We start from the raw sequence: 12,977 nt of genomic DNA on the forward strand, positions 1-12,977 counted from the left end.
ATGCTCGGACTCACTCTCATGGCGGCGATCCTCGGGCTTGGGCTGGTGATGAAAGCGTCTGCCCGTGCGATCTTCGGGATGCTGGTGCTGGTCTGGGCGGCGCTGGTGGTCGCGCATCTGCCGATCCCGGGATTTTCTCCCATCGGACGTGTTCTGGGCGGTTCGCTTGCGGGGTGGATTGGCCTCGGTGTCGTGGTCGCGCTGGTGCTGATCTATCGCTGGATGCTTGGGGCGATCCGGACGAGGGCCGAGGCAAAGGAACCGCAGTCGCCAACCGCCAAACCGGGCAGCTTCTCCGAGGCTGAACTGGACCGCTACGCGCGCCACATCATGCTGCGCGAGATCGGCGGGCCGGGGCAGAAGCGGCTCAAACAGGCTAAGGTTCTGGTGGTCGGAGCCGGGGGGCTGGGCTCGCCCGCGCTGCTCTATCTCGCCGCTGCCGGGGTGGGGCGGATAGGTGTCGTGGATGACGATGCCGTCTCGAATTCCAACCTGCAGCGGCAGGTGATCCACCGCGACGCCGATCTCGGGATGCCCAAGGTCTTCTCCGCACAGAAAGCGATGCTGGCGCTCAACCCGCATATCGAGGTGCTGCCCTATAACCGCCGCCTGAGCGCCGCGGATGCCGAAGGGCTGGTTGCAGAATATGACCTCGTCCTCGACGGGACCGACAATTTCGACACCCGCTATCTGGTGAACGCGGCCTGCGTGGCGACAGGCACGCCGTTGATTTCTGGCGCGATCACGCAATGGGAAGGGCAGCTCTCGCTCTATGATCCAGCGAAGGGTGCGCCCTGTTACGCCTGTGTTTTCCCCGAGGCACCGGCGGCGGGTCTTGCGCCCACCTGCGCCGAAGCGGGGGTGGTCGGCGCGTTGCCGGGCGTTGTGGGCTCGATGATGGCGACCGAGGCGATCAAGGAGATCACCGGCGCGGGGCAATCCGCGCGCGGACGGTTGATGATCTACGACGCCCTCTGGGGCGAGAGCCGTCAGTTCGGCGTGAAGCGACGCGCCGATTGCGCGGTTTGCGGCGAAGGGCGTGGCGCGGGGGATGGTCAATCCTGAGCGTGCGTCCTAGCTTGCGATGCAAAGGAGACACGCCATGACCAACCCGCTTCTCGCCGACTGGACCGGCCCCTACGAACTGCCGCCCTTCACCGAGATTTCAGATGCCGATTTCGCGCCTGCTTTCGATGCTGCGCTGGCCGAGGCGCGCGCCAATATCGCGGCAATCGCGGACTCGCCCGACGCCCCGACATTCGTCAATACGATCGAGGCGATGGAACTGGCTGAAGAGGCGCTCGAAAAGGTCGCGGGCGTGTTCTACAACCTCGCCGGCGCAGATGCGACGCCCGCGCGGCAGGAGTTGATGCGCGATCTGGCGCCGAAGCTCGCGGCGTTTTCCTCCGAGATCACGATGAACAAGGCGCTGTTTGCGCGGATCGACCAGCTTTGGCAGAGCCGCGAGAGCCTCGGACTTGACCCGGAGCAGGACCGGCTTCTGGAGCAATATTATCAGATGTTCACCCGTTCCGGCGCGGCGCTGGAAGGGGCCGAGGCCGAGCGGATGCGCGAGATCAAGCAGCGCTTCGCCTCGATCACTACGCAGTTCAGCCAGAACCTGCTGGCCGATGAAAGCGGGTGGTTCCGCCCGCTGGCCGAGGATGAGCTGGAAGGGCTCCCCGATTTCGTCGTGGATACCGCCCGCGCGGCGGGCAAGGAGCGCGGGCAGGACGGTCCGGTGCTGACGCTCTCGCGCTCTCTGATCGTGCCCTTCCTGCAATTCTCGCCCAATCGCGAGCTTCGCCGGATCGCCTACGAGGCCTGGGCCGCGCGCGGCGCGAATGGCGGCGAGACCGACAATCGCGAGATCGCCGCCGAGGTGCTCAAGCTGCGCGAGGAACGCGCGAAGCTGCTGGGTTACGAGAGCTTCGCCGCCTACAAGCTGGAGCCCGAGATGGCCAAGACGCCCGAAGCGGTGCGCGATCTTTTGATGCGGGTCTGGGCACCTGCGAAGGCCGCCGCCGAGGCCGATGCCGCGAAGCTGGCCGAGATGATGCACGCCGACGGGATCAATGGCGATCTGGAGCCGTGGGACTGGCGCTACTATGCCGAGAAGCGCCGCGTGGCAGAGCATGATTTCGACGAGGGACAGATCAAGCCCTATCTCTCGCTCGACGCGATGATCGGTGCGGCCTTCGATACGGCGAACCGGCTCTTCGGGCTGAAGTTCAAGGAGATCGACGGGCCGTTCTATCATGCGGACGTGCGTGGCTGGGAAGTGTCGCGCGGGGGCAAGGTTCTGGCCGTGTTCCTCGGCGACTATTTCGCGCGCGGTTCGAAGCGGTCTGGCGCGTGGTGCTCGGCGATGCGCTCGCAGCGCAAGCTGGGCGGCGCGCCGGTGCCGATCGTGGTGAACGTGTGCAACTTCGCCAAGGGCGATCCGGCGCTTCTGTCGCATGACGACGCACGCACGCTGTTCCACGAATTCGGCCATGCGCTGCACCAGATGCTGTCCAACGTGACCTATCAGTTCCTATCAGGCACCTCGGTCGCACGCGATTTCGTGGAGCTGCCGAGCCAGCTGTACGAGCATTGGCTCGACGTGCCCGAGACGCTCGAAAAACACGCGCGCCACTACAAGACGGGCGAGCCGATGCCGACGGAGCTGCGCGAGAAGCTGAACGGTGCTGCCACTTTCGACCAGGGCTTCTCGACGGTGGAATATCTCGGTTCGGCGCTGGTCGATCTGGCCTTCCACGAGGGTGCGGCCCCGGAAGATCCGATGGCGAAACAAGCCGAGGTGCTTCGCGAGATCGGCATGCCCCACGCGATCCGGATGCGCCACGCGACGCCGCATTTCTCGCATGTCTTCTCGGGCGACGGCTATTCGGCGGGCTATTACAGCTACATGTGGTCCGAGGTGATGGATGCCGATGCGTTCGAGGCCTTCGAGGAAGCCGGCGACGTGTTCGACCCGGAAACGGCGGCGAAACTCGAACGCTTCGTTCTGTCTGCGGGCAATTCGCGGCCGCCGGAGGAACTTTATACCGAGTTCCGGGGCAAGATGCCGGGGGTCGAGCCTCTGCTGAAGGGTCGCGGGCTGCTTGATCCGGCCGCCTGAGCGAGTGGTGATGTCGGAGCCTCCGGCGGGGATATTTGAGGCAGTTGGAAGCAAGACGATCTGCCTTCCTCTTGGCCAAAATATCCCGGGGGGCGGCGCAAGCCGTGGGGGCAGCGCCCCCCTCCGCGCTCAGCCCCGATAGACATCCTTGTGGATGATGACGTCGGCCTGCGGATAGGCCGCGACAATGGCGCGTTTGAGCGCGGCGCCGATGTCGTGCGCTTCCTCCAGCGTCTGATCCCCGTCGAGTTCGATATGCAGGTTTACGAAGATCTGCGCGCCGGCGGTGCGGGTTTTAAGATCGTGAAAGCCGCGCACATCGGGCCAGTCGCGGGCGATCTTGGCGATGCCTTCGATCACGTCGTCAGGGGCTGCGCGGTCCATCAGGGCGTGCCATGCGCCAATGAAGATCTTCGCCGCGCCGGCTAGCATGATCGCGGCGGCGATCAGGGCGACGATGCTGTCCACGTCGCCCCAGCCAAAGGCATGCGAGAGCCAGAGCGCGAGGATCGCGCCCAGCGTCGGCAGCAGGTCGCCCACATAGTGCAGACGGTCGGCGGCGACGACCTTGTTGCCGGTCGCCTTTGCCACGCGGCCCTGCCACCAGATCAGGCCGAAGGTGATCACCGCAGAGGCGACCATCACCGCGATCCCAAGCCCCTCTGCGGCGAGCAGCGGGGGCGAAGGCGCCATCAGCCGCCGTATCCCGGTGATGCCGATCGTGGCGCCTGCGCCCAGCACGATCAGCGCCTGACCGAGGGCCGCGAGGTCTTCGGCCGAGCTGTGTCCGAAAGCGTGATCGTCATCGGCGGGTTTCGCGGCATAGAGGATCGCCAGCAGCCCCGCGCCCGAGATCAGCAGGTCCACCGCGCTATCGGCCAGCGAGGCGCCCACGGAGAGCGCCCCGGTCTGCCACAGCGCCCAGGCCTTTATCGCGACGAGCAGCGCGGCGGTGCCGACCGAGGCCAGACCCGCCGAGGTGTTCATCCGGTGTTCGTTTTCGCTATAGGCCATCGCCGCCGCCTCTACCTTTGCGCCGTTGCTCTAGCGCAGGAGAGCGTCTCAGTCACGGGTCTCGTCGGGGTCGACGCCCCAGATTTCCGTCTTGGGTAACCAGCCATCCGCGCCCGAACCCGAGATTTCGCACCAATCGTGGGTGCAGGCCCCCAGCTGCGCGATCGCTCCGGCCTGCGCCTTGGCAGTGACCGCGGATTTCGGATCGGGACGGGCATGGAGCGAGACCATGTCCTGCATGACGATCACGTTCCGGACGCCCGAGATCAGCGTGTAGTGAATCCAGCCGCCTTGCCCTTCGTTATCCTCGACGCGCCGCCAGTGGCCGAATTCTGCGGTGACTTTCAGCGGCATGCCCGGGTGGGTGAAGACCCAGTCGATCCGGTGCGACAGCGACGGGCCGCGGCGCACATTTCCCTTCGAGCCCTTGAGCGAGACGTAGCGCGGGATCGGCAGGTGGGTGACGGGGCCGCGATGTTGCGGTTTCGACAGTTGCACGTCGGGGCCATTGCCATCGGGTTCGGCCGTGGGCTTCGCTTGGGGCTTGTTGGTCTGGCTGGTTGCAGCCGTCTGAGAGGGTGCCGCGTCGGGTTTCGATTGCGCGCCGGAGGCATTGCCCGACACGCTCCAGACCGCACCCACCAGAATCGCAATTGAGGATACCGCCGCGAGGATTTTGCTGCCCGTCATCATCCGCCTCATATCCCGGCCCGCCCGTCGGCTGATCCGCGGGTCTGCGACATCCGGTGCGCAATAAAATTGCGCTCGCGTGTCGATTTCGGCCATTACTGCTCTTGCCGGGCCTTGTGCCTGCCCGCGTTGAGGGGCAGTTTGCATCCAACCGCCCCGCGATGGAAGAGAGGAGAGGACCGAGATGCCTGCACCGCGCCTGAGTGTTGTCGTGACGCGACGCCTGCCCGAGGTCGTCGAGACCCGGATGAAGGAATTGTTCGAGGTCGAGCTCAATCACGACGATCGCAAGATGAGCCGGGAGGACCTTGTCGAGGCGATGAAGCGCGCCGATGTTCTCGTGCCTTGCGTGACCGATCGGATCGATGCGTCGATGATCTCGCAGGCTGGCGAGCGCCTGAAACTGATCGCGAATTACGGCGCCGGGGTCGATCATATCGACGTGTCCTCGGCGCGTCAGCGCGGGGTGCTGGTGTCGAACACGCCCGGTGTCGTCACCGATGATACGGCGGATATGACGATCGCGCTGATGCTGGCGGTGACACGACGCATTCCCGAGGGGCTCGCGCATATGCAGGCGGGCGACTGGAAGGGCTGGGCCCCCACCGCCTTCATGGGCCATCGGATTGGCGGAAAGCGGCTGGGCATTCTCGGCATGGGCCGGATCGGTCAGGCGGTGGCGCGGCGCGCCAAGGCCTTCGGGATGCAGATCCACTATCACAACCGCACCAAGGTTCACCCCGATATCGAGGAGGAGCTGGAGGCGACCTACTGGGACAGTCTCGACCAGATGGTGAGCCGGATGGACGTGATTTCGGTGAACTGCCCGCACACGCCCTCGACCTTCCACCTGCTCAATGCGCGGCGGCTGAAGATGCTCAAGCGCGAGGCGGTGATCGTGAATACGTCGCGGGGCGAGGTGATCGACGAAAACGCGCTGACACGGGCGTTGCGGGCGGGCGAGCTGGCCGGGGCCGGGCTCGACGTGTTCGAGCATGGCGCGGACGTCAATCCGCGTCTGCGCGAGCTGCCGAACGTGGTGCTGCTGCCCCATATGGGCTCGGCCACGGTCGAAGGACGTGTTGAGATGGGCGAGAAGGTACTGGTCAATATCAAGACCTTCGCCGACGGTCACCGGCCGCCGGATCTCGTCGTGCCGTCGATGATCTGATCCCCAGGTGGCAGAGAAAAGGCCCCGGTGCGATCCTTACGCATTCCGCGTGGTGGGATGCCCAAAAGATCGGGCCTGTCGTGATACTCACGGCAGGTCTTTATTATTTCTAAGGAAAATGCCGCATCAGGTTCCGAAAAAGATGTCGTAAATGCGAGACTTTTTTCTCGGCGGCATCATTCGCCTGCGTGAATGAAGAAAAATCAGTGATTTCAGACCTTTCTGCTTCCGATTTCATAAATGCAGCCAATATCCCTCGGCCACAAGCTTGACCTTCGCATGCGGCAAAATTCGCGGACGAGCATCCGTATCGACTTCAAGCCGCGCGCCGTTCTCCTCACCAAGAAGAACAAGCCAGGCAAACAGGCCACGCAGAAAGCATTTCACTCCCAGAATGTGAACGCATTACACTCCCGCTACAACGACTTCATGGGGCCCTTCAAAGGTCCGGCGTCGAAGTGTCTGGGGCGTTACCTGCGTTGGTTTCTACTCCGGTCGAAGATGGACGGCGGAGCAGTCTTTCGAAGGGTGCTTTCGCCGCAATGAGTTGGGAGGGCGTGGAGACATGACGGTCGACAGAAAGGCACACTGGGACACCGTCTATGGCGAGAAGTCCGAGGCCCAGTTGAGTTGGCATCAGGATGATCCACGGGTCTCGCTCGAACTGATCGAGATGGCTGGCGCAACTGCGAATTCATCAATCATCGACATTGGCGGAGGAACCTCCCGCCTTGCGGGCGCTCTCGTCGCGATGGGACTTCGCGATATCACAGTCCTCGATCTATCGCAGGTCGCCCTGGGTGTAGCCCGAGACCGGCTGGGACAAGCCGGTGAAACAGTGAAATGGATTTCGGCAGACATCACCACTTGGGCCCCTGATCGCCATTACGACCTGTGGCACGACAGGGCAGTGTTCCACTTCCTCGTCGATGCGGCGGATCGGGCGGCCTATCTGGAAAACCTCGCGCGCGCGGTGAACATCGGCGGCCATGCGATCATTGCCACCTTTGCGCCAGACGGGCCGGAGAAATGTAGTGGCCTCCCGGTCGCCCGATATAGTCCAAACGACCTCGCCCAGTTGCTTGGAGAAAGCTTCGAACTCGTGGCGCATCGCCACCACCTGCATCAGACTCCCTCGGGCAAAAGCCAGTCCTTCCAGTTCAGTCTTTTCCGCCGCTTCGGCTGAAGCCGCAGATGAAACTGGTCGTGAGCCGACGTGCCCAACACGCTTTCAAGACATGGCTAAAGAAATAGGCGACGATGAAATCGCCGCCTACTTGCTATGGCCAATGAGTTCTACTGCGCTCGGTCCCTCTTGTCGCCGATGAGATACCTCATCAAACCTCCCACCACGCGGAATGCGTCAGTGCGATCCGGGGCCTTTTCATTTGCGGCAGGCGACCCCGAGGTCGCAATGCGGCCGAAATGACGAAAGGCCCCGGGACAGTCCCGGGGCCTTCGCTGGGAGCAGGGGCTGCCCCCGCTCTCCGTCACATCATCCGAAGATTACTTCGCTTCGTATTTCGGAAGCTTCTTCAGTTGCTCTTCGGTCAGACCCGTATGCACGGTGATCGAAGTGTCGTTCTTCAGAACGGTCAGCTCGCTGGCCTTGATCTCGACCGGCTTGGCGCCGATGCCGAGGAAGCCTCCCACGTCGATCACGACGCCCGAGACTTTACCGTCCTTGCCCTGAACCAGTTCGGACACGTCGCCGACCTTGTCGTCGTTCGGGCCATAGACGCCTTCACCACGCAGCGTGTCGGGATCGACCGAAGCCACGTCGACCTTCTGGCCGCTCTCCTTGTCGGCTTGCCCCATGGTGCCCACGGCGGCAGCGGTGCTGTCGACGGCGTCGTCGATCGCGCTCCCGGTTTCGTTCGCGGCTTCCTTGGTCGCTTCGCCAGCGTTGTCAGCAGCGTTCTCGACGGCTTGGCCGGTCGCGTTCGCGGCTTCCTTGGTGTTCTGAGCGGCGTCTTTCGCCATCTCTTGGGTCTTGTCGGCGGCGCTGTTCATCGCCTGCTCGGTGTCCTGCGCGGCGTTCTGAGCAGCGTCGGCAGTGTTCTCGGCAGCGTTGTCCATCGCTTCGCCTGCGTTATCGGCAGCTTTGGCGGTCTTGTCGGCAGCTTCGTTCGCAGCGGCGCCAGCGGCAGCGGCGGTCGCGGTGGCAGCGGCTTCCGCGTTGTCGCCAGCCTTATCCATCTTCTGCGACGCGTCGGCGTTTTCCATCTTGTCGCCGTCCATGTCCGAATCCTGCGACTGCGACGCATCGGCGTTCTGCATGTCTTCGCCGTTGTCGTTGCCGTTCATCTCGCCCTTCGTGTCCGAGCTGAACGCGGTCTGCATTTCGGCGTCGTATTTCGGGGCTTGGTCCAGCTGGTCCTTGCTGCCCTGAGCGACGACGAAATAGGAATTTTCGGTGTCGCCATCGGGAACCAGGTTCAGCGAATCCATCGAGATCGCGACGGTCTTCTCGCCGATGCCGAGGAATCCGCCAACATCGACGAGTACGGCATCGACCTTACCATCGGTGCCGAGCACGACGTCGCTGACTTCGCCGACGTCATCCCAGTTGTCCTGCGCCTCGTTGACCGCGGTCTTGGCGTCGACCTTGTCCTTCGAGATGTACACGCGCTTGCCCATGAGGCCCGAGGCGTTGAAGGAATCCGGAATCGACTTCATGAACATGTCGCCCGACATGCTGGCCGAAGCGTTCGCGTTGGCTTCCGCCTTGGCGTTGGCATTCGCTTTGTCTTCGGCATGTGCGGGCAGGGCAAGCATCAGGCCGATTGCGGTAGTGGTGATGAGCTTCTTCATATCTCGTCTCCCTTTCGAATTAGGCGAGGCGGGTCGGCTTTGCTTTCCGTCACCGCCGCCTCTGATGCACTGAAAACTGGTGAACCCGCGCACAGTTCCTGTGCATGCAAGGGAAAAATTTTTACTTTTTGCGGGAACTAAACACGAATTCGCGACTCGCATCACGACCATGTCATCGCTCGGTTCGGGGCCGCCCAACGAGGCTTCGGCTTTCATGAACGGGCTATGGCGGGCTGGCGCCGCGCGCCCAAAGCGTGGCGTGTGCGGTTTTGTCGTTTTTGTCGCGCGAATGTCGCCCGGATCGGATTGCGTTCGCGAATATGAGGGTCAATCTGCCCCTACGTCCGTATCGGCAAGGAGGCCCCGCGATGAAAACCCATGTGAAAGCTCTGGTCGTCGGTGGCGGCGCGGTCGGGTGCGGTGTCGCCTATCATCTCGCCAAGGCGGGCTGGGACACGCTGCTGATCGAGCGCGACGAACTGACCTCGGGCTCGACCTGGCACGCCGCGGGTCTGCTGCCGCTGTTCAACATGAGCTACGCGACGACCCACATCCACAAATACTCGGTCGATTTCTACAAGACGCTCGAAGCCGAGACCGGGCTGAATGCGGGTTTTGCGATCGTGGGCAACCTGCGCATGGCGCAGACGCAGGAACGGATGGACGAGTACAAGCTCTATTCTTCCGTGGCCGAGACCGCGGACGTCTATCACGAGTTCCTCACGCCTGCGCAGATGAAGGAGCGTTGGCCGCTTCTGAACACCGAAGACCTCGTGGGTGCGCTGTTCCACCCGCAGGACGGCTATATCAATCCCGCCGACGTGACGCAGGCGATGGCCAAGGGCGCGCGCCAGCACGGTGCCGAGATCGCGCGCAAGCTGCAGGTCAACGCTTATCGCTGGACCGGTTCGGAATGGGTCGTGACGCTCGAGAAGATGGTCGAGAAGGGCGGCAACCTTGTCGGCTCCGGCGAAGAGATCGAGATCCGCGCCGAGCATGTCGTGACCTGCACCGGCAACCACGCGCAGCGCACCGCCCGCCTGCTCGGCATCAAGATCCCCGCCATTCCCGTCGAACACCAGTTCATCGTGACCGATGCCGATCCGGCGCTCGTCAAATGGCGCGCCGAGGGCAACCCCGAGCACCCGGTGCTGCGAGATGCGGATGCGAAATGGTATGTCCGCGAAGAGCGCGGCGGCTGGATCTTGGGCCCCTATGAGCGCAACGCGCCCGCGCGCTTCCTCTACGACGTGCCGGAGAGTTTCCGCGCCGATCTGTTCCAGCTCGATCTGGAGCGTATCGAAGAAGAATACATGTCGATGATCCATCGCTTGCCGAGTTCCGAGGAAGTCGGCCTGAAGGACGATTTCAACGGCCCGATCTGCTACACCCCCGATGGCAACCCGCTGGTCGGCCCGGCGCCGGGCCTGCGCAACATGTGGCTGGCGGAAGGCTTCTCCTTCGGTATCACCGCCGCGGGCGGCACCGGCTATTACCTCGCGCAAATGATGGTCGAAGGCGAGGCCGAGATCGACATGGCCTCGCTCGACCCCAAGCGCTACGGCAGCTGGATGACCACCGAATACGCGGCGCGAAAGAACGAAGAGGCCTATGAGCACGTCTTCATCCTGCACCACCCCGATGAAGAGCGCGAAGCCTGCCGCCCGCTGCGCACCGCCCCCGCCTATGATCGCCAGATCGCGGCGGGCGCGCAGATGGGCCAGACCAACGGTTGGGAACGTCCGAACTACTACGGGCCCAAGGATGCGCCTTCGAGCTTCGACCGTGACAGCCGATCGTTCCGGCGCGGCGAATGGTGGCAATATGCCAAGGCCGAGGCCGAGGCGCTGCGCGACACCGCCGGCCTTATCGATGCCTCCGCCTTTACCAAACACTTGGTGCGCGGCCCCGGCGCGACCGCCTTCCTCGATGCGTTCACCTGCAACAAGTTGCCGAAAGTGGGTCGGATCAACCTGACCTACGCCCTGACCGAAGCGGGCACGACCCGCACCGAATACACGATCGTGCGGCTGGCCGAGGATGAATACTACCTGATCTCGGCCGGTGCCTGGACCGATTACGACGGCGACTTCCTGCGCAAATCGATCGAGGATTTCCGCGCGGCGGGCGGCGACTATGTCGATTGCCACGACGTGACCACGCAATGGGGCGTCTTCGCGCTCGCAGGCCCCAATGCCCGCAAGATCCTGCAGGAGGTCGTCAAGGACGCCTATCCGGAGACGGTTCTTTCGAACAAGCGCTTCCCGTGGCTTTCGATGCGCAATATCGAGCTGGGCATGTGTCCGGTCCGTGCCGTGCGCGTGGCCTATACCGGCGAGTTGGGGTGGGAACTGCATCACCCCGTCGAATTCGGCCGCTACCTCTGGGATCTGCTGGTCGAAGCGGGCGAGAAGCACGGGATGAAGCTCGTCGGCGCGCGCGCCCAGAACTGGCTGCGTCAGGAGAAGAGCTACCGCGCTTTCGGCAACGAGCTGGGCCGCGACGCGACCCCGCAGGAAGCCGGTCTCGACCGCTTCATCGACCTCGAGAAGGAGTTTACCGGTAAACAGGCGATGCTCGACACCGGCATCCGCTCGAAATGCGTGACGCTTTTGATCGACGGGCCGGACGATGCCGATCCATGGGGCAAGGAAGTCATCAAGCGGGACGGCGAGAAGGTCGGGCGTCTGACCTCGGGCGGCTGGTCGGTGGCCTTCGGCAAGCAGATCGGCATGGGCTATGTGCGCCCCGATCTGGCCGAGCCGGGCACCAAGCTGAGCGTGCGCATCCTCGGTGCCGATTATCCGGCGGAAGTGACCGAGGACAGCCCGCACGATCCGACTAACGCACGCATCCGCGTCGACGGCTGAGCCTGTCTCTCGATGGAGATCGCAGAAGGGGGGCGCTGCCCCCCTTTTCGCTGCGCGAATTTACCCCCGGGGATATTTGCGCCAAGGCGAAGAGGACGACGCTTTGCGCCTCTTCGGGCTTGAGAAATATCCCGGGGGAGGCGCGTGTCCCGCGCCGGGGGCGGAGCCCCCTCGCTATCAGCCGTTACCCGCTCACGCCAATGTATTGACGCAGGTCAAGGATTTCGCCCGCGCCCCGTGTCACGCCGCGAGGGACGAAATGCGAAGGAGACCTGCGATGAGCTACAAGGCGAAAATCGACGAGATGCGCAACGAGCTACGCGTGATGAACAAGACGATCCCCGACGCAGTCGGCGGCTTTGGTGTGCTGTCGAAAGCGGTGAAGGAGAACGGGCCGCTCGATGTGAAGACCAAGGAATTCATCGCCCTCGGCATGGCGGTCGTGCTGCGTTGCGAGCCCTGCATCATGTTCCATGTAGAGGCGTTGATGAAAGCGGGCGGTACGCGCGAGGAGCTGGGCGACGTGCTTGCCATGGCGATCCAGATGGGCGGTGGCCCGGGTGTGATGTATGCCGGTCACGCGCTGGCGTGCTGGGACGAGCTGGCCGCAGCGAAAGCCTGAGGCTTCCCCTCTGCGACATGTTGTCAGGCCCGCGCCGGAAAGGTGCGGGCCGTTTCGTTTCATTTTCGACATCACATTGTAAAGGACAGACAGATGAAACGGTTCGCCTCTCTTGCCGCGCCCCTCGCCGCGGCCCTCCTGCTCGGCGCCGCTCCGGGCTTCGCGCAGACTGCCCCGGTGCCGGGGCAAGAATTCCTCCTGCAATGGGATCTCGATGGCGATGGTGGCGTCACGCTGTCCGAAGCCCGCGAGCGGCGCGGCGACATCTTCACGATGTTCGACGAGAACGAGGATGACGCCTATTCCGCAGCGGAGATCGCCATGATCGACGAGCATAAGGCAATGGAGCGCGCGGTCGGCAAGGGTCCGGGGCATCAGATGCCAGAAGGTATGGGGCAGGGGCCCGGCAAGCGTCAGGGTCAGGGCCGCGCGATGCGCTCGGGGCACGATGTCCCGGCCGCCGAAGGGCTGCGGGCCTTTGATGCGAATGGTGACGGGGTAATCTCGCGCGTGGAGTTCGTGGGCGGTACTGATCGGTGGTTCGCGATGCGCGATCGCAACGGGGACGGCGTGCTGACCAGCGCCGATTTTGGCCCACGGACCTGACCCGGACCCTTTAGGCGAAGCCTTGCCGATGTCAAAAGACGCCCGCCTGTCAGCGATGACAGGCGG

The 12,977-nt window shown here is 63.7% G+C and carries 10 protein-coding genes; 7 read left to right on the forward strand and 3 right to left on the reverse strand.

Annotated features, from left to right (window positions below):
- Positions 1-1,065, forward strand: a complete 1,065-nt coding sequence (locus B6V74_RS07055; protein WP_088722374.1) for a HesA/MoeB/ThiF family protein — start codon at positions 1-3, stop codon at positions 1,063-1,065.
- A gap of 37 nt (positions 1,066-1,102) precedes the next feature.
- A complete protein-coding gene (locus tag B6V74_RS07060; RefSeq protein WP_088722375.1) occupies positions 1,103-3,124 on the forward strand; it encodes a M3 family metallopeptidase in 2,022 nt (673 codons plus the stop codon).
- A 129-nt stretch (positions 3,125-3,253) separates the two neighbouring features.
- Here B6V74_RS07060 and B6V74_RS07065 read toward each other — a convergent pair whose 3' ends face one another.
- Both B6V74_RS07065 and B6V74_RS07070 read right to left on the reverse strand, forming a co-directional pair.
- Positions 3,254-4,138, reverse strand: a complete 885-nt coding sequence (locus B6V74_RS07065) for a cation diffusion facilitator family transporter (protein WP_088722376.1) — start codon at positions 4,136-4,138, stop codon at positions 3,254-3,256.
- A gap of 48 nt (positions 4,139-4,186) precedes the next feature.
- A complete protein-coding gene (locus B6V74_RS07070) occupies positions 4,187-4,828 on the reverse strand; it encodes an SH3 domain-containing protein (protein WP_088722377.1) in 642 nt (213 codons plus the stop codon).
- Positions 4,829-5,012: 184 nt separating this feature from the next.
- Here B6V74_RS07070 and B6V74_RS07075 point away from each other — a divergent pair, with 184 nt between their 5' ends.
- Both B6V74_RS07075 and B6V74_RS07085 read left to right on the forward strand, forming a co-directional pair.
- On the forward strand, positions 5,013-5,999 hold the full coding sequence (locus B6V74_RS07075) for a D-glycerate dehydrogenase (RefSeq protein WP_075774114.1): 987 nt from the start codon (positions 5,013-5,015) through the stop codon (positions 5,997-5,999).
- Positions 6,000-6,564: 565 nt separating this feature from the next.
- Complete coding sequence (locus tag B6V74_RS07085) at positions 6,565-7,185, forward strand: class I SAM-dependent methyltransferase (RefSeq protein WP_088722379.1); 621 nt, start codon at positions 6,565-6,567, stop codon at positions 7,183-7,185.
- Positions 7,186-7,505: 320 nt separating this feature from the next.
- Here B6V74_RS07085 and B6V74_RS18755 read toward each other — a convergent pair whose 3' ends face one another.
- Positions 7,506-8,813, reverse strand: coding sequence for a PRC-barrel domain-containing protein (locus B6V74_RS18755; RefSeq protein WP_240497070.1), 1,308 nt, complete (start codon positions 8,811-8,813; stop codon positions 7,506-7,508).
- 368 nt (positions 8,814-9,181) lie between these two features.
- Here B6V74_RS18755 and B6V74_RS07095 point away from each other — a divergent pair, with 368 nt between their 5' ends.
- From B6V74_RS07095 to B6V74_RS07105, 3 genes are all read left to right on the forward strand, one after another.
- The gene (locus tag B6V74_RS07095) at positions 9,182-11,683 is read left to right on the forward strand and encodes an FAD-dependent oxidoreductase (RefSeq protein WP_088722381.1); all 2,502 of its coding nucleotides are present in this window, start codon (positions 9,182-9,184) and stop codon (positions 11,681-11,683) included.
- A gap of 277 nt (positions 11,684-11,960) precedes the next feature.
- Entirely contained in the window at positions 11,961-12,305 is a 345-nt protein-coding gene (locus B6V74_RS07100; RefSeq protein WP_088722382.1) for a carboxymuconolactone decarboxylase family protein, read from the forward strand.
- 93 nt (positions 12,306-12,398) lie between these two features.
- Entirely contained in the window at positions 12,399-12,911 is a 513-nt protein-coding gene (locus tag B6V74_RS07105) for a calcium-binding protein (protein WP_088722383.1), read from the forward strand.
- The last annotated feature ends 66 nt before the right edge of the window (positions 12,912-12,977 follow it).

The sequence above is a fragment of the Thioclava sp. F42-5 genome, assembly GCF_002213195.1.
Lineage (GTDB): Bacteria > Pseudomonadota > Alphaproteobacteria > Rhodobacterales > Rhodobacteraceae > Thioclava > Thioclava nitratireducens.